At 64.6% G+C, this 22,908-nt stretch carries 12 protein-coding genes; 6 read left to right on the forward strand and 6 right to left on the reverse strand.

Going from position 1 to position 22,908, the window contains the following annotated elements; translation table 11 throughout:
• Positions 1–17 precede the first annotated feature (17 nt).
• Both AB0362_RS03770 and AB0362_RS03775 read left to right on the forward strand, forming a co-directional pair.
• The gene (locus AB0362_RS03770; RefSeq protein ID WP_366234820.1) at positions 18–6,824 is read left to right on the forward strand and encodes an amino acid adenylation domain-containing protein; all 6,807 of its coding nucleotides are present in this window, start codon (positions 18–20) and stop codon (positions 6,822–6,824) included.
• Positions 6,821–13,225 (forward strand): amino acid adenylation domain-containing protein, encoded by a 6,405-nt coding sequence (locus AB0362_RS03775; protein ID WP_366234821.1) that lies wholly within the window; start codon positions 6,821–6,823, stop codon positions 13,223–13,225. Before AB0362_RS03770 ends, AB0362_RS03775 begins: the two co-directional genes overlap by 4 nt.
• Positions 13,226–13,291: 66 nt before the next feature.
• Here AB0362_RS03775 and AB0362_RS03780 read toward each other — a convergent pair whose 3' ends face one another.
• From AB0362_RS03780 to AB0362_RS03800, 5 genes are all read right to left on the reverse strand, one after another.
• The gene (locus tag AB0362_RS03780; RefSeq protein WP_179271974.1) at positions 13,292–14,326 is read right to left on the reverse strand and encodes an ABC transporter substrate-binding protein; all 1,035 of its coding nucleotides are present in this window, start codon (positions 14,324–14,326) and stop codon (positions 13,292–13,294) included.
• A gap of 281 nt (positions 14,327–14,607) precedes the next feature.
• Positions 14,608–15,339: an amino acid ABC transporter ATP-binding protein gene (locus AB0362_RS03785; RefSeq protein WP_366234822.1), complete on the reverse strand. Its 732-nt coding sequence runs from the start codon at positions 15,337–15,339 to the stop codon at positions 14,608–14,610.
• Positions 15,340–15,392: 53 nt separating this feature from the next.
• Positions 15,393–16,133 (reverse strand): amino acid ABC transporter permease, encoded by a 741-nt coding sequence (locus AB0362_RS03790; protein WP_094614187.1) that lies wholly within the window; start codon positions 16,131–16,133, stop codon positions 15,393–15,395.
• Between the two features lie 30 nt (positions 16,134–16,163).
• The gene (locus tag AB0362_RS03795; protein ID WP_094641656.1) at positions 16,164–17,024 is read right to left on the reverse strand and encodes an ABC transporter substrate-binding protein; all 861 of its coding nucleotides are present in this window, start codon (positions 17,022–17,024) and stop codon (positions 16,164–16,166) included.
• Positions 17,025–17,252: 228 nt separating this feature from the next.
• Positions 17,253–18,257 carry a LacI family DNA-binding transcriptional regulator gene (locus tag AB0362_RS03800; RefSeq protein WP_366234823.1) on the reverse strand — a complete coding sequence of 335 codons (1,005 nt, stop codon included), beginning with the start codon at positions 18,255–18,257 and terminating at the stop codon, positions 17,253–17,255.
• 172 nt (positions 18,258–18,429) lie between these two features.
• On the opposite strand from AB0362_RS03800, the gene AB0362_RS03805 reads away from it, so the two are divergent.
• The 4 genes from AB0362_RS03805 to hydA are packed head-to-tail and all read left to right on the forward strand — an operon-like array spanning position 18,430 to position 22,315.
• Positions 18,430–19,392 carry a dihydrodipicolinate synthase family protein gene (locus AB0362_RS03805; protein WP_366234824.1) on the forward strand — a complete coding sequence of 321 codons (963 nt, stop codon included), beginning with the start codon at positions 18,430–18,432 and terminating at the stop codon, positions 19,390–19,392.
• Complete coding sequence (locus AB0362_RS03810; RefSeq protein ID WP_366234825.1) at positions 19,382–20,530, forward strand: FAD-binding oxidoreductase; 1,149 nt, start codon at positions 19,382–19,384, stop codon at positions 20,528–20,530. The genes AB0362_RS03805 and AB0362_RS03810 overlap by 11 nt, the downstream gene beginning before the upstream one ends.
• A gap of 13 nt (positions 20,531–20,543) precedes the next feature.
• Complete coding sequence (locus AB0362_RS03815) at positions 20,544–20,930, forward strand: gamma-glutamylcyclotransferase (RefSeq protein ID WP_317785002.1); 387 nt, start codon at positions 20,544–20,546, stop codon at positions 20,928–20,930.
• A complete protein-coding gene (hydA, locus tag AB0362_RS03820) occupies positions 20,927–22,315 on the forward strand; it encodes a dihydropyrimidinase (protein WP_366234826.1) in 1,389 nt (462 codons plus the stop codon). The genes AB0362_RS03815 and hydA overlap by 4 nt, the downstream gene beginning before the upstream one ends.
• Positions 22,316–22,371: 56 nt before the next feature.
• Here hydA and AB0362_RS03825 read toward each other — a convergent pair whose 3' ends face one another.
• Entirely contained in the window at positions 22,372–22,794 is a 423-nt protein-coding gene (locus tag AB0362_RS03825; protein ID WP_366234827.1) for a phosphate acetyltransferase, read from the reverse strand.
• Positions 22,795–22,908 lie beyond the last annotated feature (114 nt).

Here is a 22,908-nt window from a genome sequence, read left to right on the forward strand (position 1 = left end):
ACGACGAGGAGACCCGGATGACCATGCTCGACGCACCTCGAATCACCCCCGCACAGAGAGCCGTCTGGACCGCCGCGCAGATCGACACCGGCGAGGGCACGTACTCGCTGGCGTGGCGGCTCGAGCTTCCCACGACCACCGACCCCGTGCGTCTTCACAGTGCGGTGTCAGCCACGCTCGCCGGGTTGCCGCATCTCGATCGCGCATTCACACCGTCCCCGGGCGGTGACCTCGACATCGTCGACGCGGTGCCCGGACGCATCGAGACACGTGCGACGTCCGGATCGGACACGCACATCGATTCCCTCGTCACCGAGGCTCGGTCCAGGATCGGGTCGTCGGACACCGGCCCGATGCATCACCACATCGTCGCCGCCGCAGAAGACGGGCGGCTGTGGTGGATCCAGGCCTACCACCACATCGTGATCGACGGCCTGTCGGTCACCGCACTCACAGAACGGGTCGCCGACGTCTACAACGATGTTCGGGCGGACCGATCCACGCGTCCTCTCACCGACACCGCCTCACCGAACGACGACCGCGACTACTGGGATGCGGTGATCGCGAGCCTGCCCGAAGATCAGGGTCTGCTCGAGCACACAGGACTGACGGTGTCGCACATCGCGGTCGAACTACCGGAGAACGTCGTCGACCGCGTGCTCGCGTTGGCCGATCGCTCGCGCACGTCGCCGCGCCGCACCCTCGTCGGTCTCCTCGGCGCATACGCCGCAACGACGAGACCCATAGGGCGGCAACCGATCCGCTTGGCAATCGCCGGCCGTTCCCCGGCGGCATCTCCGATCGCAATGACCTCGACCGTCGTGCCGTTCGTGCTCGAACACGAAAGCAACAGGACCGTCGTCGACGTGCTGGCGGACGTCGATTCGACCTTGACGCGGATGCGACCTCATACCGCCGTCGCACCCGATGTGGTGACCGAGCTGCTGCGGCTGCGGCGAAGAGACTCTGCGCTGATCGCTCCGGGCATCAATGTTCTGGTGGCCGAACGTGACTCGATGTTCGGCGGCGAGCGCGCGCGACTGCGTCAGAACTGGCTCGGGCCTGTGACGGACCTCGAGTTCGTGGTCGAGGGCACCATCGACCGTGCGAATCCTCGAAGCTCTTGGCTGGCAATGGAACTACGAGGTGCCGGCGCAGAGACGGAGATCCGAGCCCATGCGCACGCGCTGGCGGTCTTTCTCGATGCCGCGACCACCGCACCGGATGCTCCGATCGACTCGTTGCCCCTCGCCTCCTCGCAGCAGCTGCAGACGCTCGTAACCGACGTCAACGAGACCGGACACTGCCTCGCCGAGCAAGACGTCGTGCAGATGTTCGAGGAGTGGGCGGCGCGGACAGGTGACGCGACCGCCGTCGTTGCCGGCCCAACCCGTTTGACCTACGCCGAGTTGAGCCACCGTTCGAGCCAACTCGCGCACTCGTTGGTGGCGGCGGGAGTCGGACCGGAAGCACGTGTGGCCATCGACATGACTCGGTCCGCCGAGATGGTCGTGTCCGTCATGGCCGTTCTCGCGGCAGGAGCAGCGTTCGTCCCGTTCGACCCGCAATGGCCCCAGGCCCGCAGGGCTGCGGTGGTCCGTGACGCGAACATCGGCGTGGCATTGCGCGGTCCAGGAAGCTCGGAGTCGAACGAGGACACGGGGGTGCTGTCGATAGCGGTGGCCCTCGACCGATGGGAGCACGAGAGCCGACCGGTCACCCCGCCGTCGGGAGTGGTCCGTCACGGAGCCGGCCTGGCATACGTCATCTTCACCTCGGGCTCGACGGGTCGGCCGAAAGGTGCCATGATCCGGCACGAGGCCATCGCCAGCCGGATGAAATGGCAGATCGAGCACATCCTGAAGGTGGGCCCGGGTGATGCCAGCCTCTTCAAAGCTCCACTCGCATTCGATATTTCGATCAACGAGCTACTGCTCCCGCTGTGCTCGGGAGGGACCGTCGTCGTAGCGGGACCCGGCGAGGATCGGGACCCGCAGCGATTGCTGGAGTTGATATCCCGTGAGCGAGTGACCTTCGTATATCTCGTCGCCTCCATGCTCGACGTGCTCCTCGAGACCAGCGCCGGGACCGACGCGATGGCTGGGGTTCGTCACGTCTGGTGCGGCGGCGAAGTTCTCACGCCGGAGTTGTTCTCGCGGTTCCGGTCTCGCATGACCGGGACCCTGTATCACGGGTACGGGCCGGCCGAGGCGACGATCGGGGTCTCGCACGTGGTGTACGACGGGACCGGATCGGACCGAATCTCCACCTCGATCGGACAACCGAATCCGGGTTGCCGGTTGTATGTGCTCGACGACCGCCTGCGACCACTCCCCGTGGGCATGGGCGGCGAGCTCTACGCGGCAGGTGACCTGCTCGGGCGCGGCTACGTCGGCGCATCGGACATGACTGCCGCGAGATTCGTCGCAGACCCCTTCGCCCTCGAGGACGGCGGCCGCGCCTATCGAACGGGTGACCGCGCTCGCTGGACGGAAGGGGGAACACTCGACTTCCTCGGCCGAGCGGACAACCAGGTCAAGATCCGCGGCATGCGGGTGGAACTCGAAGAGATCGAAGCCGCCGCAGCCAGTCATCCCCAGGTTCGCGCTGCCGTCGTGCTCGTGCACGCAGCGGCAACACCCGTTCTGTGCGGCTACGTGGTCCCCACGGACGACGCGAACCCGAACTCGGACAACCTTTCTCGCAGTGTTCTCGCGCATCTGACGACGTTGCTGCCCCAGCACATGATTCCCGCACATCTGATGGTGCTCGAGGCGTTTCCCACGACCGTCAACGGTAAGGTCGACCGCCGCGTCCTGCCCGTCCCGGATGTCGGAGGTGCGCCGGCGGGCCCGCTGACCGACGGTCAACGGCGATTGGCCGAACACATCGCGGCCTTGCTCGGTCGCGAAGCCGGCTCGCAGGCGCTCTTGGATTCCATCGGACCCGACAGCGACTTCTTCGCCCTCGGCGGAGATTCGCTGGCCGCGATGCGTCTGGTGACCCGGGTCAATCGGGATCTGAACCTACGGATATCGGTGCGAGCGGTGTTCGATCACCCGACGGTCGCGAATCTGTCTGCCTACATCGACGCAGCGGAACAGCCGCCGTGCGCCGACAGTGAAACGAACATCGACGAGACGGTCGACATCGACACGCGCACCCGGCCGATGAACGCCGGAGAGCGACGAATGTGGTTGGCGGACAGACTCAGTGGACACGGCGGAACCTACACGGTACCGCTGGTGTTCAGGGTCGCCGGTCCACTCGACCTCTCCGCTCTCGAACAGGCACTCGCCGACGTCACCGCACGTCATCGATCTCTGCGGTCGTTGTACGTCGAGAACGACGGAGCACTGACGGTCGAGATCCTCGACCCGAGTGACGAACGCTCGGCCCCTGCCCTGCGACGTCACGCCGTGTCGTCATCGAAGGTGGCGCAGGCGATCGAGCAGTTCCTGCAGGAACGATTCGATCCCTCGGAGTCGATTGCGCTGCGCGCCGGCGTGTTCGTTCACCACGACGAGCAGGACTGCGCAACACTCGTTCTCGCCGTGCATCACATCGCGACGGACGAATGGTCGGAACCGGCTCTGCTGCGCACCCTCTCGCGTGCCTACGCTGCGCGCGGTGCCGGCCGGGCACCACTCGACCTGGGTACCGCGCCGCCCCCGACGGTAGTGGTGAAGGACGATCATGAGTCCGAGATCGCCTCGTGGCGAGCACATCTGACTCCACTACCGCCGGTCCTGGACGTACCGGGCTGGCGCGCTGCCCGCCATACCGGCGCACGGACCGGGCGGACGATCAGACGCGTCGTTGCCGACGACGTCGCAGCGGCTGTGCGGTCCACGGCGCGCGAGTGCGGGGCGAGCATGTACATGGCCACTCAGGTTGCGACGGCGATCGCACTGCGCGCGTGCGGATCGGCTGAGCAGTTCCTCACGGCGTCCCCGATGTCGATCAGGTCCCCGGAAACAGGCCACGACGACGCGAGCGACGAAGTGGGTTTCCACCTGAACACCGTGCTGCTGCGAGCAGATCTACGCGGAAACCCCACGCTACGAGAAGTGTTCGCGCGTACCCGGGACCAGACGCTGCACGCGCTCGCGCATTCGAGGGCACCGTACGAGGAGGTCGTGGCCGCGGTGCCGGCGCTGCGCGAGCAGCCTCCGGTGCGCGTGATGGTGGTCCACCAACCACCCCGGGACGGCGGGGGCACTCTGGCTCTCGGCGACCTGGTCACCGAACGGCTGCCCGTCGACACCGGTACGGCCAAGTACGACGTGAGTATCACTCTGTACGAGAACGATTCGGCCGTCGGTCTTGCTGTCGAGTACGCAACCGACGTCGTCGACACCGACGCCGCCGACGCACTGATGCGGCGACTCGAAACGGTGTTGCAGCGTATGCCGGCCTCGCTGGACCTGCAGGTCGACGCGGTGGATCTGCTCGACGCCCAGGATCACACCACTCTGTCGCGACTCTCCGGCGCTCGACGTGACATCGAACCCGGCCTGACGCTCGACCGAATCATCACTCGCGCATCCGCGGTGGACGGCGCGGCGCTGATATTCGAAAATCGTCGCCGAGACCTGAGAACAGTCCTCGGCGAGGCGTCCGCATTGGCACGGTTGATCATCGACTCCGGTCATGGACCCGAGGACGTCGTGGCGGTCGCACTCGATCGGTCACCCGAGCTGATCGTCACGATCCTCGCCGTGACCTTCTCGGGAGCCGCCTACGTGCCACTCGATCCAGCACTGCCCCAAGCACGGCTTCGCTACCTGCTCGAAGACTCCGGTGCCGCCACCATCGTCACCACCGCCGACATCGCTGCACGTTTCTCCGATTCGGATGTGCCCCTGATCGATCTCGCCGACCCAGCGGTGGCCACTCGGCTGGCCGAACTTCCTACACATCCGGTCGTCGACAACGAACGCCGACGCCCGCTGCGCGGAGATCATCCGGCGTACGTTCTCTACACGTCGGGTTCGACCGGACGACCGAAGGGCGTCGCGGTGTCCCATTCGGCCATCGTGAACCGCGTCCTCTGGGCCGCAGAACATCACGAGATCACCGATACGGACGTGTTCCTTCAGAAGACCCCCGCGTCGTTCGACGTCTCGGGCTGGGAGATCTTTCTGCCGTTCGTCACCGGAACGTCAATCGTCGTGGTGGAAGACGGCGGCCACCGAGATCCACGGCGGCTGGCGGACCTCATCTCGACGCACGGAGTGAGCATCGTCCACTTCGTTCCCTCGATGCTCGGCGAATTCCTCACCACGGCGACGTCCGAACCTGCGAGCCCTGTCCTCGACGCCAGTGCGCTGCGGCTGATCGTCTGCAGCGGCGAGCCGTTGACAGCGCAGCATGCGCAGTCGGTGGCCACGGTCTTCCCGCAGGCGACCCTGCTGAACCTGTACGGCCCCACCGAAGCGGCAATCGACGTGACCGCCGAGAAGGTCTCGGCGCGCGGACCGGTCGCAGGGCTGTCCGTCGCGATCGGCACGCCGGTGTGGAACACCTACTGCCGCATACTCGATCACACGCTCGCCGAGGTGCTGCCCGGTGCCGAGGGAGATCTTTACCTCGGGGGAACGCAACTGGCCCGCGGGTACCACAACAAGACCGCGCTGACCGCGAGCAGGTTCGTGGCCGACCCCCGGGCCGACGTCCCCGGTGCCCGCCTCTACCACTCCGGCGACCGTGCGCGGCAACGACGTGACGGCAGTATCGAGTATCTCGGCCGCACCGACGGCCAGATCAAGTTGGCCGGCCAACGTATCGAATTGGCCGAGGTGGAGGCCGCGCTTCGCGCCCATCCCGGCGTCCGGTCGAGCGCCGCGGCCCAACAGAGCACGGCAGCCGGGCCGCGACTCGTCGGATACGTCGTCGCAGATGCCGGAACGACTGTGCTCGAGACCGATATTCGCCTCACGGTCACCCGTATCCTCCCCGCGTCGTGGGTTCCGGCTCGTATCGCAATCCTGGACGAGATCCCGCTGACCTCGAGCGGAAAGCTCGACCGCAACGGCCTTCCCACCATCGAATTCCAGGTCTCGGCGTCGAGTGATCGAGTACCGACAATCGACAGCGAGATCGCGATCCGTGCCGCCATCGCCGAAGCCCTGGGACTCGAGGCCGACGACATGGGCATCGACGACGACTTCTTTCGAGTCGGCGGCGACAGCATCAGCGCAATTCGCACGGTCACCCTCGCGCGCAGACGCGGCTGGCGTATCACCGAGATGCAGATCTTCGATCTCCGCACGGTAGCCGCACTCGCCGAGGCCGCGGTGCACGACGCGGCGACGAAAGATGCTTCACACGAACATGTTTCCCGTACCGATGTCGCTGTGCCGCTGCCCGATCTCGCCAGGGCCGCGGTGAAGTCGGGCCTGGACATCGACAACCGTATCGAGACGGTTCGGGTCGAGCTCGGCGTCCGCTCCGATCTGACCGCGGTAGACCTCGACAGGGAGGTGCGCCGGGCGACAACAACGCTGATGGAGACGTTCCCGGCGCTGCGCACCCGCATCGACCGCTCCCGGCGCAGGTTGTGGAAGGCCTTCGAGATACATCCCGACGCGGTGAACCTCGAGACCGTCGTGCACGTTGCAGGTGAAAAGAATTCGGCGAGCGTCGCGAACGGGATCGATGTCGACACCGGCCCGTTGCTCCACATCCATGTCGAAAAACACGAGAGCGACGGATGGTCCGCCTTGCTGTCCGTGCATCACCTCGCGCTCTCGGACACTCTCACCGCGTCGACAGTGGCGGAACACTTTCTCGGCACCCTCGCATCAGGAGTTCACCGATGACGAACACCCACACGTCCGCACGTACCGGGCCGGCGTCGAGTGCACAGCAGCGGATGCTGTTCCTCGATCAGATGGAAACGGACCGCCATGCGTACACCATGCCGGTCCACCTCGATCTGACGTCGGATCCGGATCTGGACGTCCTGGCCGATGCCCTGGCAGATGTGGCAACACGCCATGCGTCGCTGCGCAGTGTGTACTCGAACGACGACGGCAGGGTGCTGCGCCACCTGAAACCCGCTGCTGCAGTGAAGGTAGCGGACCGTCGAGGTGAGCCGTACAGCCCCCGCACATTCGACCTCGGTGCCGAGATCCCCTTCGCTGCAGATCTCTACGACCGGTCTCGATTGGTCCTGACCGTGCACCACATCGCCGCCGACGGCGGTTCGGTGCCGATCCTGTTGGAAGACATCCGGATCGCGTACGACGCGCGTGCGCGAGGCGAGGAACCGATCTGGCCGGCGTCGGCGGTGGACTACGCGCACTACGCGGAGGACGAAGGCTCCATCGACGTCACGGCAGATCGACCGTTCTGGACGTCCACTCTTGCACCGTACGTCGAGCCCGTCGCTCTCCCGCTCGATCACGCCCGTAGCGAAGTGCCGTCCACCGCGGGGCGGATCATCGAAACGGTGCTGCCCACGTTCCTCGCCGACGACATCGAGCAGTTCTGCACGACGAACCGCATCAGCCGACTGATCTTTCTCCAGATCGTCACTGCGCTCGCACTGCGTGCCCACGGCGGCGGCGACCTGATCCCGATGGGCACGGCCGTCGATACTCGGCCACCGGACGCGCTGACCGATGCGGTGGGGCTCTACGTCAACACCATCGTGCTGCCCACCGACCTCACCGGCGACCCCACCGTGACCGAATTGACCGCGCGGACCAGGACTTCGACGCTCGACTGTGTCGACCGTCGCGCCACCCCGTTCCACGAGGTCGTCGAGTGGATCCGGCCCGCGAGAACCCCGGGAGTGCATCCACTGTTCCAGGTGATGATCGCCGAGGTGGACACGCGACCGAAACCGGTGTCGCTGGGGCCCGTAGACGGAGTCCTCCGCCCACCGGACGACGCGTCGTCAAAGTTCGATCTGATCGCCGCCATCGGTCCACGAGGCGAATCGGGTCGACTCGGATTCGACATCCTCTACCGCCGGGAACTGTTCGAGGACAAAACCATTCGAACGATTCTGGACGACATGACACTGATCGCAGCTCAGGCCGTCGCAGATCCGAACCGGCGGATCTCCGAACTGGCCACCAGTCCGAACGACCCGGCCCCGCGACGGATCCGGATACCCGCTCGGCCGCGTCCCGGCAGGCGGTCACGCACACTGCCCCTGTCCGAGAGGCAGATCCGCCGTGCCCAGGCGACGCTCATCGGCCTCCACCTTCGGCACGACATGCTCTCCACCGGTCCAGACACCGACGGTGACACGCCGGTGCGTACCCCTCTGACGGCAACGGAGATTCTCGAGCGGTCTCGGATCCACAGTGCAGAAACGGAATTCGGGGCTGTCGCGAACGGGGGTCTTCGAGCCGGTTGGACGGGCGAAGGTGCACTGCGAGTGGAGATGACCCACGCGGCGGTCGACGAGGAGTCATGGCCGTCCGTTCTCGATGCATTGACGAGTGATCGATCGGTGGTCGACGTGGCGGTCGGCTCCTCGGCACGATGGGCACGCCTCGATCAGGAACTGGCAGAGGACCTTTCGATCGTCGACCACGCCGAGACGTGGCTCGATGTCGTGGATGCGGCCGTGGATGTGATCGACCGGCGAGAAACAGCGTCGCCCCTCTTCTCCGTCCCGACAGCACCCGCGAGTGGTGGTGCCGAGAGTTCTGCACCACTGACCACGGCCGGACTTCCCGGCATCGTCGAGACTCGGACGACTGTCCTCGAGTCGGTGCGCGAGGTGATGACGGAACTCGCCGGTATCGAGTCGATGGTGCTGTGGGTCGACGAATCCGACCGAGACCGAAACGTCGAACACGGTTCCCGAACAGTGGGTTGCCTGCGCCGCGGGCTACCCGTCGTGATCGACGCGGGCACCCTGCTCGGCGCAGATGCCGACCCCGAGCACGCCGCCTCCTTCGGAGTGGCCGCACACCTCAGCGCACACACCCCCGGCGTGTTCGACGACCTACCGACTGCCGATCTGCAGGTCCGCATCCACATTTCGAGTGCCGAAGGGCATCACCTCGTACAGAGTGACACCGAGCCCGCGATAAACGTCAGGTTCCTCCGAACCGACTCCGGATCGTGGTCGTGCGCATGTTCGGTGTCCGCACTCGCCGACATCGACGTCGCCCACGTCGCCAAGCGCCTGGCGAAGGCTGTCGCGACCAGGGTGAACGCAGTGGGTTCCGGAGTCAATCCAGTGGTGGACAGCGCCTTCGCGGACGGCGTCGATCGCAGTACCGACATGGCCGGACTCGACCCGCGGGAGCGTCGATCAGTGGAGTCGATTCTCGGCCCGCTGCGAGCGATCTACCCGACGACGTCGTTGCAGGACGGGCTTCTCTTCCATCAGCAGCTGGATGGACAGGGCGAGGGGATCTACCTGTCGCAGACGGTGATGCGACTCTCCGGCTCGCTCGACACGGATCTGTTGCGACGCGCCGCGGACGCCGTGCTCGCCGCGCACCCGCAGGTCGGTGCGGGATATGTCCAGCTCGGTGAGCGCACCGTTGCCGCAGTGCCGCGAACGGTCCGGATGCCCTGGGCGACGACGGATCTGCGACATCTCGACGCCGATGCGGCTCAGGTGGAGCTGTCACGCTTCGAACGGCGCGAGGCTGCACAGGGATTCGATCCTGTGCAGCCGCCGCTCGTCCGACTGGGCGTGGCGCTGCTCCCCGAGGGCCGGAGTGCACTGGTGTTCACCATCGAACATCTCGTTCTCGACGGGTGGTCCATCTGGAGATTCCTACGGGCCGTTCTCGACGAATACACCCGGCCCGGCCGTACCGAGTCGAGTCACCGTGCGTCGTACGACGACTACGTGATGTGGCTGAGAACTCGTGATCGTGATGCGGGCCTGCAGATGTGGCGACGCCAGCTCGCAGGCACGCCAGGGCCGACTCTGCTCGCTCCCCGGCGCACCGCGGCATCGGTCGATCCGGCCGGCTCGGCGGAGACGGTCTTCCATCTCGATCGCTCACTCACCCGAGAGGTGAAGGAACTCGCTGCGCAGACCGGCGTAACGACGAGCATCGTGTACGAACTTGCGTGGGCGCTGACTCTGCAGAAGTTCACCGGCCAGGACGATGTGGTGTTCGGCACCGTGGTGTCCGGTCGGCCGGCCGAGATCCCCGGTATCGACGAGCTTCTGGGGTTGCTGTTCAACACGGTCCCGCTGCGGGTGCGCATCGATCCTGCTCTCGCCGTTCGTGACCATTTGGCCCGTATTCAGGACGAGCGACGCCCGCTGCTGACCCATCCGTATCTCGCGCTGTCCGACCTGGAGGAGTGCGCCGGGCACCGTGGATTGTTCGATACGTTGTTCGTCTTCCAGAACATCCCGGTCGTCCCGCCCGACGAGCGTTTGGGTCCCGATGGCGCACTTCGGGTGATCGACCAGAAGCTCAGCGATGCAACGCATTACGCACTGACGGTGGTTGTCGCGCCGGTGGAGTCCGGTGCCCGGGTACGAATGATGCATCGACGGGACGCTCTCGACGATGCCCGGGCAGCAGCGATTGCCGACACCTATCGGGCGGCGTTGGCCGCGCTGACCGCGGCACCGGACGAGGCGGCGGCGAGCATCGCTCTGCTCACTCCGCGTGAGCTCGCGTGGACGCGGCAACACTCGGGCGCACTCGGCTCGGCTGTACCCGAGCACACAGTGTGGGACCTGTTCGCTGCACGCGCTGCCGACCGACCGAACGCGCTGGCACTGGTGGCCGGGGATGTTCGGTGGAGCTTTGCCGACCTGCATTCACGCGCGCTGAATCTCGGTGCGCTACTGCGAGCGCACGGCGTCGTCGGGGAATCGCGGGTCATGCTCTTCCTCCCCCGCACCGAGCTCATGGTCGAGGCGCTGTTCGGTGTCTTCGCTGCAGGAGCTGCCTACGTTCCGGTCGATACCGAGATGCCCGCCGACCGCATCGAGTACATCGTGCGCGAATCGCGTCCGCACGTCGTTCTGACGACGAGCACGCTGGCGGAACAGCTGCAGAGCATCACGACCGAACAGTCCGCTGTCGTCATCGAACTGGACATCGAAGGTGTCGGAAACGGACTGCCGGCACCCGGCGATGTCGCGCGGCGACTCGACCAGCTTGCCTACATCATCTACACGTCGGGATCGACCGGGCGCCCCAAAGGGGTTGCAGTCCCGTACAGCGGGTTGACGAACATGTTCGTCAACCACCGCAAGGAAATTTTCGAGCCCGTCGTCGCTCGGGCCGGGCACAGACAGTTGGCGATCGCGCACACCACGTCGTTCTCGTTCGACGCATCGTGGGAGCAGCTGTTCTGGCTGTTGGAGGGCCACACGGTGCACGTGATCGACGAGCAGACGCGACGCGATCCGGCGATTCTCCTCGACTACTTCGATGCGGAGAGAATCGATGCCTTCGACGTCACACCGACCTACGGTGAACATCTCGTCGACGCCGGTCTGCTGGCCCGCCCTCGGTGCCTGAACACGTCCCTGCAGGACGACGACTCCGCGGGTCTGGTGTTCGTCTCGCTCGGCGGCGAAGCGGTGGGAGACCGTCTGTGGTCCGACCTACGAGACGCACCCGGAACGGGAGGGTACAACCTCTACGGGCCCACCGAGTACACGATCAACGCGCTCGGTGCCGACGTGCAGGACCGATCGACGCCGACACTGGGTCGGCCCATTCTGAACACCACCGCGCATGTGCTGGACACCGCATTGCGACTGTCGGCACCCGGCGTCACCGGCGAGCTCTACCTGTCGGGTGCAGGCCTCGCGCGTGGATACGACGGACGGCCCGGGTTGACTGCGGAACGTTTCGTGGCAAACCCGTTCGCGAACAACGGTTCTCGAATGTATCGAACCGGAGACCTGGTATCGCGCGACCCGGACGGGTTGATCTCCTATCACGGTCGCGCCGACAATCAGGTGAAGATCAGGGGCCACCGCGTCGAGACCGGGGAAATACAGGACGCGCTCCAGCGGATCCCCGGCATCGTGCGCGCCGCGGTGACCGTGTTCGAGCGGGCCGGCAGTACGGAACTGGCCGCGTACGTCCTCGTCGACGGCCCGGAAGCGTCGGACATCACCGCGTCATCGGTCAAAGACGGACTACGGGAACTGATTCCGAGCTACATGGTCCCGGCATCGGTGCAGGTGGTCGACAGCCTGCCGCTGACGGTCAACGGCAAGCTCGACGTCGCGGCGCTGCCTGCACCGTCGGAGAGTGCCGAGCCGGTGGACCGTCCGCGAGGCGATGTCGAATCATTGATCGCCGATGCGGTCCACGACGTGTTGGGCGTGACCGAGATCGGCAGAGACGACGACTTCTTCGCGTTGGGTGGGCATTCACTGGCTGCTGTCCGGTTGGCGTCTCGTCTGCGCGCGGTGGATCTCGAGCTCGGCGTGCGTGACATCTACGCGCGACCGACAGTCGCGGGTCTGGCACGTGCGGTCATCGACGGTGGCGGAGACGGCATGCTCGCACCGGTGGTGGAGTTGCGTCGAGCCGGCGATCCCGCTGTGTTCTGTCTGCAGCCTGCCGGGGGTCTCAGTTGGTCCTACATCGGAGCCTTGCGGTTCCTCGATCCCTCGATATCGGTATACGCCATCCAGGACCCGGCGCTGCAGAGCGGCGACGACGCGATCGAGTTGACGTCGATCGAGGCCTTGGTCGACGACCATGTCGAGCGGATCCGAGCCGTCCGACCACACGGTCCGTACCACCTGCTCGGATGGTCTTTCGGCGGGCAGCTCGCACACGCGATCGCCGCGCGTCTGCACGAGCGGCGCGAAGAAGTGGCGTCGCTGGTCTTGCTCGATTCCTACGCAGACGTCGCCGGCGCAGACACGGCCGAACGTGAGGATCTGTCTGAGAACGGCATAGAGGAGGCGCAGAACAATTTTCGGCGCCACATGCAGACGGATCCGCTGCTGTCGAGCTTCGCTTCCGAGGTACAGGACCGGTTGGTGCGCACCCTCGGTCGGCACCTCGCTCTGTCGATACCACCGACGGTCGGCCGCCACGCGGGCGACGCGTTGCTGATCGGAGCTTCTCGTGGAACGCCCCTGGAGATGCAGCGTCGCCGAGACCGCCAGTGGCAGGACAGAATCACCGGGACCGTCCACGTGCACTCCGTCGACCTCGAGCATGCACAGCTAGGTCAGGCGCACAACTGGTCGGTGTTCGGGCAACGAGTGGCCGACTACATCTGGGCTCGCATCGAATGACGTACCCCCACCTCGGGGTTGCCGAGGTGGGGGCAGTGACTCGGTCTCCGATCCGAAGTTGTGGATCTAGACGGTCGTCTTGTCGATCGCCGCCGTCAGGTCGACGATCTGCGCGGTGTAGCTCGCGTAGTTGTTGGTCGCATCGGTGGTCCAGTCGGCGATGTTTCCGGCCTCCGCAGCGTTGACCAGGGCCCAGGTCGGACGGTCGGCTTCCAGTTCGGCCAGCGGGGTCGAGTACGAACGAGTGTCCAGCAGAATGAGATTCGGCTGATACTGACCGACATTCTCCCAACTCACGGGCGTGAAGGATCCCGAGTCGGCGGCGCGGGGAACGTCGGATTCGAGAAGCGTCAGACCCCAGTTCTGGTAGTCACGCAGTTCGGGGAACTCGTCGTTGATCGCGACGTAGTACTGGTCCGACGGGGAGATGGCCATCGCGGTCAGACCCGGCTTGGCAGCAATTGCTTCCTTCAGGTCGGCGACAGCGGAGTCGTAGGCCTCACGGTCGGCCCGGTTTGCGTCGGTATCGACGTCGGCACCGAGTTCGGTGGCCAGTGTCTCGTAGTCCTGCAGGGTCTCGGAGGAGGGCTTCTGAGCGGAGACAGCAAGGAACGGTGCGACCTGCTCGAGTTGGTTGGCGAGGTCGGATGTTTCGAGACCGAGGCCGCCGTAGGCGTCCCCGGCGTACCAGCCGGTGATGAGCACATCGGGATCGAGGGCCGCGACCTGTTCGACGTCGATGTCGCCGTATGCCTGTCCCACGCTTTCGATGCCGTCGAGATCGAGTCCGCGCAGCGGGATCGACGACTCGAAGGAGCTCCCTCCCCAGATGCCGACCGGCTTGATGCCCAGCGGGATCAACGCTGCGGCAGCCTGTTCGCTGGCCACGATGCGTGACGGCACCGCGTCGAGTTCGACGGTTTCGCCGCGGCCGTCCACGTAGCTGAAACCGGACTCCGAAGTGGTCGTGTTCGACTCCCCCGGCTCGTTGTCCGAAGAGGAACATCCGCTCAGCGCGGTGACGCCCACCATCGAAAGCACTGCGAATGTCGTCGCCAGTGTGCGCCGAGATCCCCGCGTTCGAGTCGTTGAAATTCTCAAGGTCCGCATTCTTTCCCCATCATCCAAGTTAGGCAAACGTTGCCTATGTTGGGATAGACTAACCAACACGACGGGGGTTCGGTGCAGTTGGTTCGCCTCAGTGGGTCCGGTCAGTCGACCACGGTGTCGACCGATGACGTTCCCGGTGCCGACGGGACCCATGGCTTCAGAGGTTGGACGACATCGCGATAGAAGGCGTCGACGGACCCGGCAGCGTGCCCCCCCCCCAGCTCGACATTCATTCGACCTACGGCACGCATGGTCGGCGCCACCTACGCCCGTCAGAGAATACGACTCAAGAATTGTTGTGTACGAGCGCTTTTGGGATTGTCGAAGAACTCACCGGGAGGTGCCTCTTCCACGATCTTCCCGTCGCTCATGAAGACGACCCTGTCTGCGGCCGCCTTCGCGAAGCCCATTTCGTGGCTGACCACCACCATCGTCATGCCCTCGTCGCGCAGTCGAAGCATGACGTCGAGGACCTCGTTGACCATCTCGGGATCGAGGGCAGACGTGGGCTCGTCGAACAGCATCACTTCGGGCTTCATCGCCAACGCTCGGGCGATCGCCACGCGTTGCTGCTGACCACCGGACAGTTGTGACGGGTAGTTCTCCCCCTTGTCCGACAGGCCGACGAGGTCGAGCAGTTCCTGAGCTTGCCTGCGCGCCTTGTCCTTCTGCGTGCCGAGGACATGACGTGGACCCGATGCGACGTTGTCCAGCGCTGTCATCATGGGAAACAGGTTGAAGCTCTGGAACACCATTCCTGTGTGGTGCCGCTGCTTGGCGATCTGCGCCTCCGACAGCGGCGTTCGCTTGGCCCCTTCCGAGAAGCCCATCATCTCGCCGCATACTCGGACGGTCCCGGATTCGATCGTCTCGAGGCAGTTGAGCGTGCGCAGCAGGGTGCTCTTTCCACTTCCCGACGGCCCGAGGAGCAGGACCACTTCCCCTTTGTCCACCGTGAAATCGATGTCGTCGAGGACGACGAGATCGTTGTAGGCCTTCGTCATATTCCTGACCTCGACCATCGTCGTGGCCTTTGCGGTCGCAGACGTCGCACTCGTCATCGGTTCACAGCCTCGGCTTTCATCGCGCTGTCGTCGAGCTTCGGACTCGACGGGCCGCCCTTACGGCGGTAATTGCGGTCGTATCCACGTCCTACTCGTACTTCGATCATCTTCTGAATCAACCCCCACAGAGTTGTCAGCACCAGGAAGTACAACGCTGCCGCGCAGAGCCCTTCCAGCACTCGGAAATTCACCTGCACCAAGAACTGCGTCCGACGCAACAGTTCCTGCACCGAGATGACCGATACCAGCGTTGTGGTCTTGAGCAATCCGTTGAAGCTGTTGCCGAGTGGAGGAATCATCACCCGCAGCGCCTGTGGAAGAACCACCACGCGGAAGACCTTCGTGGGTGACATACCGAGGGCCCGTGCCGCTTCCGTTTGTCCGGTGGGAACCGACAGCAATCCGGATCGGACTATTTCCGACAGGTATGCGGCTTCGTTGAGAACCAGGCCGACGAGTGCCGCCTCGATCACACCCAGTTTGATACCGACCTGAGGCAGTCCGGTGTAGATGATCACCAACTGCACCAGTAGAGGCGTGCCACGCATCAGCCACACGTAGAACCCGGCGACTATCCGCAGGGGTACGAGCTTGGACGATCGCGCGGAGGCCACCACCACTGCGAGAGCGAGTCCGAGGATCATGCTGACTACGGTGAGCCAGATAGTGACCCACGCGCCTTCGAGCAGCTGGGTGCTCGTCAGGATGGAGAAGAATGCGTCCCAGGACCACATGGGGGTGCCTTTCGACTTGCGTTGGTCGGATCAGCTGTCGAGAGGACCGGTGCTGACGGCGATATCGCCCTCGTATCCGGTGACGTCGTACTGCTCGAACAGATCGGGCAGATATCCATCGCTCCTCATCTCCGAGAGCACACGCGCCACCTCAGCGGAGGATTTGCTGCCCTTGGCGAATCCCATGGCAAGGGGTGCCTCGTTGATTCCACCGACGGCTGTCTCGAAGCGTCCGTCTTCCTGGTAGAACGACGTGACCGACTCGACGATGGAGGTGCCGTCGAGCTGTCCCGCCGAAAGCGCTTGATAGGCATCAGCATTGGTCTTGAACGTCTGCACCGTCAGCGCCGGCTTTCCTTCGGCCGCAAATTCCTCGGCCATGGCGGTCAACGTGTCGAACTCGTATCCGGGCGCTTCGACCCCGATGGTCTTGCCCGCCAGATCGTCCACGCTCGAGATCGATTCGGGGTTGCCCGAGGGCACCGAGATCGAGACTGCCTGCACCTCGTACGGAACGAGATCGATGGTCTCGGCGCGTGCGGGCGTGTAGAACATGCCGGTGTCGATCATGTCCCAGCGGCCGGCCTGCACACCGGGAATCTGCGCCTCGAACTCTATGTTGACGAACTTCGGCGTCAGACACAGGCGCTTGGCGATCTCCTTACCGAGGTCGACGCGCATGCCGATCACGTCTCCGTTCGGATCGACGTACTGCATGGGCGGAAGAGTTGCGTTGGTGGCCATCGTCAGTACGCCTTCTTCGGCGAGGTCCGAAGCACCGAGCGTGGGTGTGCAGTCCGTCGGCGCGGCTGCGGAATCGTCCGAGGAACTACAGGCAGTGAGGCCGGCTACAACGACAGCGATAGCGGCGAGTCCTGTTAACTTGCGCATTGAGCGAGCCTTTCGATATCGACTGCAGCACTACACGTTCGAGGACGGGGCGGCAGCGACGATGATGGAGTGGTTCGAGAAGAGTCGATCTTTTGGGATCGATTGCACCAAGCGTCGCAGACGACTTCGGAGGCGTCAACGCGGTTAACACTGCCGACACGCGGTACATCAACTGTTAACCGTTCGCACGTGATCGAGGTCCCGATTCCTGCACTCCGAAAACTTCTTTCACAGTTCGGCACACGACGCCCGCTCCACCAGACGAGCACCGATTCGATACGTACGCCCGTCGGGTTCGAGTGAGTCCTTGATCTGCTGGAACAACAGGTCCATGGCCACGGTGGCCAATTGGGCCGCGCCGTTGTCGACGACTGTGATTGCCGGCTGCCACATCGCGAGCCACGGCATGTCCTCGTGGCAGATCATCGACAACTCGTCCGGTACCGACACGCCTCTGCCGACGAGCGTGGGCAGGATGCCGAAGACAGCCTCGTGGTTGGCCGCGTACAGAGCAGTCATCGCCTGGGGTGCATCCAGTAACGAGTTGATCGCTTCGGCACCGAATTCCGTGGTGAACGGGCCTTTCCGGACGATCGTCTCGTCGACCGGAATACCTGCGTCGGCCAGCGCCAGTCGATAACCCTCGTAGCGCTCACGTCCGGACGTCGCATCCTCGTTTCCACCGATATAGCCGATACGACTGTGCCCGAGCTCGATCAGGTGCGCTGTCGCATCGCGAGCACCCGTGACGTCGTCTGCCAGCACCGTCGACGCCGAACTCCCCTTGACCGAACGGATCAGGTTGACCACCGCGCGGCCCTGCTCCAGAAGCGCATTCGACGCCGCCGCACTTCGACCGCTGCCGATCACGATGGTGCCGTCGACGCCGTGCTCGCCCAGCATGGCCAGTACATCGTCCTCGCGCGCCGGATCGGCATCGGTGATGCAGAGCAGGACCTGAAATCCGCTGGCTGCCGCCCTCTTCTGGACGACCTCGGCGACAGTGTGGAAGGTCGCGTTGAGCAGGTTGTTCATGACCAGACCGATCAAATGCGACCTGTTCGAGCGCAGCGCGCTCGCAGCCCTGTTCGGCCGATACCCGAGAACCCGGGCCGCATCCTCCACCGCTGCCCGCGTCTCCGCGGAGATCAGTGACGATCCACTCAATGCGCGTGATGCCGTGCTGCGCGAAACCCCAGCAGCGCTCGCAACGTCGATCAAGGTGACCGCCATCGGTTCTCCGTTCTCTTGCTTCACGCCTCTGACAGACACATTCGACCGTGGTCGCGTTACAAGTACGTTTCCGGCTTGACGACTCGACCACCCCGAAGGCAGTCTATGCAATCGATCCCACAAATGCGGGTACGACGCGTCGTCGATCGTCCCGAGCCCGAAAGGCACTTCCATGAATCGCGATGATGTCGCGTGGTCCGGTTACTGGCCCGCTGCCCCCACACCGTTCACGCAGTCGGGTGACGTCGACACCGAGGCAATTTTCGACCTGATGAATCTCTACGCGCAGACGGGTGTTCACGGTGTACTCGTGAACGGCAGCACAGGCGAATGGTTCAGCCAGAGCGACCACGAACGAAAGACCGTCGCGGAAGCGTCGATCGATGCAGTCGCAGGCCGCTTCCCTGTCGTGATCGGTATCAGTGCGTACACAGCTGCGCAGTCCTCTACGCTCGCGAAACACGCTGCTTCCGTCGGCGCAGACGGCATACTGGCGACGCCTCCGCCGTACGTGCACACCTCGGCGGAAGAGACATTCCAGTACTACCGAAGCGTCAGTACCGCAACATCGTTGCCGTTCATGGCCTACAACTGGCCTCGTGGCGTTGCGGTCGACATGGGCACCGCACCCGGCCTGTTCTCTCGACTGGCCGACCTGGAGAACGTCGTCGCGATCAAGGACAGCACCGGTGATTGGCTTGCCATGCTCGACACCGTCGAGGCCGTGTCCGACCGCGTCCGTGTCTTCGGGAGCTTCCTGCATCGACGCGGCCTTGCCACGCTGCTCGAGCTGGGTGGGGACGGCAACATCGACGGCGGTGGGGTGGGCGCGCCCTTCGCGGTGCCGTTCTACGAGGCGGTCGCTGCACGTGACGCCGACACCGCGCGCATGTGGGTCGATCGTTATCGCGCGTTCTCGGGCCGCCTGATCGCGTTCGACTACAGCGGCGTGTACGCCTCCCCCATCCCCCAGTTGAAGGCCGTGATGAACCTTCTCGGCCAACCGGGAGGCACCGTGCGCGAACCACTGTTGCCGGTCACCGATGCCGACACGCTTGCCGCGCTGCAATCGGTCATCGTCGAATCGGGTATCGACGATGCCTACGCGACCGCAGGAGCTGTCCATGCGGTCTGAGGTCGACGTTGTTGTCATCGGAGCCGGAATCGTCGGTGCAGCAACGGCTCTCGCCCTCACCCGCGCGGGATCCCGCGTTGCTGTCCTCGATCGGACCCTACCCAACACCGCCGGCTCCGGTACGACTGCGGGCAACCTGCACATCCAGACCATCCATACGCGCAGGCCCGGGCAGGGCACAGCCGTCGACGTCGAACAGCTGCTTCCATTGCAGAAGTCGACGAGCTCGCTGTGGAACACACTGGACGAGACGGTGCCCGGTCTCGGGCTGAACCGATGCGGCGGGTTCATGGTGGCCGAAACAGAGGAGCAGGTCCACGCCCTCATCGCGAAGCACCGATGGGAACGAGCTGCGGGGATCCCGACGGAGGTACTGAGCGGCGAAGACGCTCGGCAGGCGCTGCCTCTGTTCGGCCCGAGCGTTCAGGCCGCAACCTGGTGTCCGTGGGACGGATTCGCAGAACCCGACCTCGCCGGTCCTGCCCTGTTACGTCAGGCCGTGGCCGAAGGAGCGTCTGTACATCCGTCGACACCGGTCACCGGATTGACCCGCGACGGTGATGTCTGGACAGTGCGCACCAACGGTGGAACGTGGATTGCACCCGTAGTGATGGACGTTGCCGGTCCGTGGATGGCTCCGATCGCGGCTATGGCAGGGGTATCGCTCGATCTCGTTCCGACCTCGTTGCAGATGCACTCGCTCGATGCCGCACCTCGGACGCTCGGAGTGCTGGTGCAGCACGTCGGCGAGGGAATGTCGATCAAGCAGAACCGAACAGGACGCCTCGTCCTCGGCGGCGGTTGGCCTGCAGGTGCGTTCCACGACAGCGAGACGGCCCCGAGCAGATCCGACAGCACCACAGGAAATCTGGAGCAGGTTCGACGGCTTCTGCCTGCGCTCGCCCAGAATGCGCTCCTCGATACCTGGACCGGCCCCGTGGTCACCACCCCCGACGAGATGCCGGTCATCGGCGAACTCGCCGGAGCCCCGGGACTCTTCGTGGCAGGCGGCACGTACTCGTTCACCTTCGCACCGTTGTGGGGACACATCCTCACCGAGCTGGTGCACGGTAGAAAACCAGAACTCGATATCTCGGCGTTCTCCCCCGACCGCCTCGTCCACCTCCCTACCCACTGAAAGAGGGCTTCACATGGCACTGGTCACGATGTTCGTCAACGGACAGGCGATGTCCGGCGGCACCCTGAACGACGCATTGCACCAGGCGCGATTTGTCGGGAAAGTCGACACCGCACCGAAATACCGCTTCTTCTCCGTGCGCGACGAATTTCCCGGTTTGCACCCGGTCTCAACCGATGGATTCGTAGTACCGGGCGAGCTGTACGAGGTCGAGTACGACGTACTACGCGACGAGCTCCTTCCCAGGGAACCGAAGGAACTCGAACTCGGCGTCATCGAGTTGGCGGACGGCTCGGGCTCCCTGTCGATGCGAATGCGTGAGAGCTATCTGACGGCCACGGGCGTCACCGACATCAGTGACCGCGGCGGATGGCTGACCTACCTCGCGAGCACCCGATGAAGGTCGTGCGTGGCGGAACGGTTGTCGAATCCCATTGGGCCGCTCCGGCAGACCTGCTCATCGACGACGGCAGAGTCGTTGCGGTGCTCACCCCTGGCAGTGAGGTCGACGCGGCAACGGAGGTCATCGACGCAACCGGAAAACTGGTCATGCCGGGAGGAGTCGATCCCCACTGCCACGTCGGATTCACCTCCGGTGAATTCACCTCTCTCGACTCGTATCTCGCGTGCACGACGGCGGCCGTGTTCGGCGGCACCACCACGATCATCGACTTCGCCATCCCCCGTCCCGGTCAACAGCCGCTCAACGCTGCCGAGGTGCAGCGAGCGAAAGCGTCGAGCGGACTGTGCGATTCGGCTCTGCACGCCTGCGTCGTCGAGTGGACCGACACCACCGCCGACCAACTGAAAACGCTGGCGGACGGCGGTATTCGGACGGTCAAGATGTTCACCACTTACGCCGGTGAGACGATGGCGAACGAACACACCATACTCAGCACAATGCAGGCCACTCGCGATCTCGGCGGAATGGTCATCATTCACTGCGAGTCCGACGCAATCGTCACCGACGCGCAGAACCTCGCCGCGGCATCGGACGGAGTCGATGCCGCACACATGTCGCAGACGCGGCCGGAGCTCGCCGAGACTGCCTCGGTCGCCGCCATTCTCGCGATCGCCGAATCACAGAATGCGCCGGTCTATTTCGTGCATCAGTCGACTCCGGCTGCCGTCGAACTGGTCGCGGACGCTCGCAAGCGAGGGCTCGTCGCCTTCACCGAATCGGTTGCGCACCATCTGATCGTCGACGACTCGGCCTACGAGGGTGAACAACCCGAACGATTTGTCTGCTGCCCACCGCTGCGCTCGGCCGAGGTGGTCGGGGAACTCGGGCGTCACCTGTTCACCGGGCACATCACCACCATCGGTTCCGACCATTGCTGCTACGACACCGCACAGAAGCAGGTGCACAGCCACGACGTGCGGCACATGCCCAACGGACTGCCCGGAGTCGAGACGCGTCTTCCGGTGATCTACTCGCACTATGTCGACGGATTGGGTCTGACTGCAAGCAGATTCGTGGAGTTGACCTCGTCGAATCCAGCGCGCACCAACGGCTTGTATCCCCGCAAGGGATCGCTGATGCCGGGGTCCGACGCCGACATCGCCATCTGGGATCCCGAACTGGAATGGACGGTGACCACCGAAACACTGCACATGGCGACCGACTACACCCCCTACGAGGGACACCGACTTCGAGGAAAGCCGGTCACCGTGATCGTGGGCGGCGAGATTGTCGTCCGCGACGGCGAACTCGTCGACGCCACTCCCCGCGGCCGACACCTCGAAGCGGCACCCCTCGACTTCAGCGGGGCATTCAGCATGTGAGGCCCGGACTTCTACCGTCGACGGGTTCGGCTGCCTCGACGTGGTGCTACTTCGGACTACTTGTCGGCGAGAGCTACTGCCGCCGCCAGGTATTCACGTGCGTCTCGAATTGTCTGTGCGACCCCGCGCCCCGCGATGGCGTGGTACCGACTGATTCGGTCGTCATCGAGAGCCTCGAGGACGGTGCTGGAATCCGCGTGCATCCAACCACCGTCTCGGACCAGTTCGTGGGCACGCTTGCCGTGCAGGGCAGAAATTCCCTCGACCCTGATTCCTTTCGGATCGGTCGACGCCGCGAGGTAGTAGGCCTTCTTGCCGGAGTAGCCGGCCTTGACCTTCTCGCGCAACCGGAAGACGGCATCGGCGGCATCGTCGATCGCCGATGCGTATTCGTCGGAGCCCGATTCGGCGGCAGAGATTCGCGCGATCTCCCCATCGATCGCAGAAAGCAAAGTGGCGAGGTATTCGGGATCGCTCATAGGCCCATGATGCCCTAGAGCAGTGATCTCGCGAACCAGCACCCGACCGGAAGATATCGACACCTGTACAGCTCGGGGATCGACCTGACCGACCGCACAGTCCGGATGCCTGCC

It is taken from the genome of Rhodococcus sp. NPDC079359, assembly GCF_040702585.1.
Taxonomy (GTDB): Bacteria; Actinomycetota; Actinomycetes; order Mycobacteriales; family Mycobacteriaceae; genus Rhodococcoides.

Excerpts from the sequence above, each read along its gene's own strand:
- AB0362_RS03775 (WP_366234821.1), top strand. The coding sequence starts at position 6,821 with ATGACGAACACCCACACGTCCGCACGTACCGGGCCGGCGTCGAGTGCA.
- AB0362_RS03770 (WP_366234820.1), top strand. The coding sequence starts at position 18 with ATGACCATGCTCGACGCACCTCGAATCACCCCCGCACAGAGAGCCGTC.
- AB0362_RS03825 (WP_366234827.1), bottom strand. The coding sequence starts at position 22,794 with ATGAGCGATCCCGAATACCTCGCCACTTTGCTTTCTGCGATCGATGGG.
- AB0362_RS03810 (WP_366234825.1), top strand. The coding sequence starts at position 19,382 with ATGCGGTCTGAGGTCGACGTTGTTGTCATCGGAGCCGGAATCGTCGGT.
- AB0362_RS03800 (WP_366234823.1), bottom strand. The coding sequence starts at position 18,257 with ATGGCGGTCACCTTGATCGACGTTGCGAGCGCTGCTGGGGTTTCGCGC.
- AB0362_RS03785 (WP_366234822.1), bottom strand. The coding sequence starts at position 15,339 with ATGACGAAGGCCTACAACGATCTCGTCGTCCTCGACGACATCGATTTC.
- AB0362_RS03795 (WP_094641656.1), bottom strand. The coding sequence starts at position 17,024 with ATGCGCAAGTTAACAGGACTCGCCGCTATCGCTGTCGTTGTAGCCGGC.
- AB0362_RS03790 (WP_094614187.1), bottom strand. The coding sequence starts at position 16,133 with ATGTGGTCCTGGGACGCATTCTTCTCCATCCTGACGAGCACCCAGCTG.
- hydA (WP_366234826.1), top strand. The coding sequence starts at position 20,927 with ATGAAGGTCGTGCGTGGCGGAACGGTTGTCGAATCCCATTGGGCCGCT.
- AB0362_RS03815 (WP_317785002.1), top strand. The coding sequence starts at position 20,544 with ATGGCACTGGTCACGATGTTCGTCAACGGACAGGCGATGTCCGGCGGC.
- AB0362_RS03805 (WP_366234824.1), top strand. The coding sequence starts at position 18,430 with ATGAATCGCGATGATGTCGCGTGGTCCGGTTACTGGCCCGCTGCCCCC.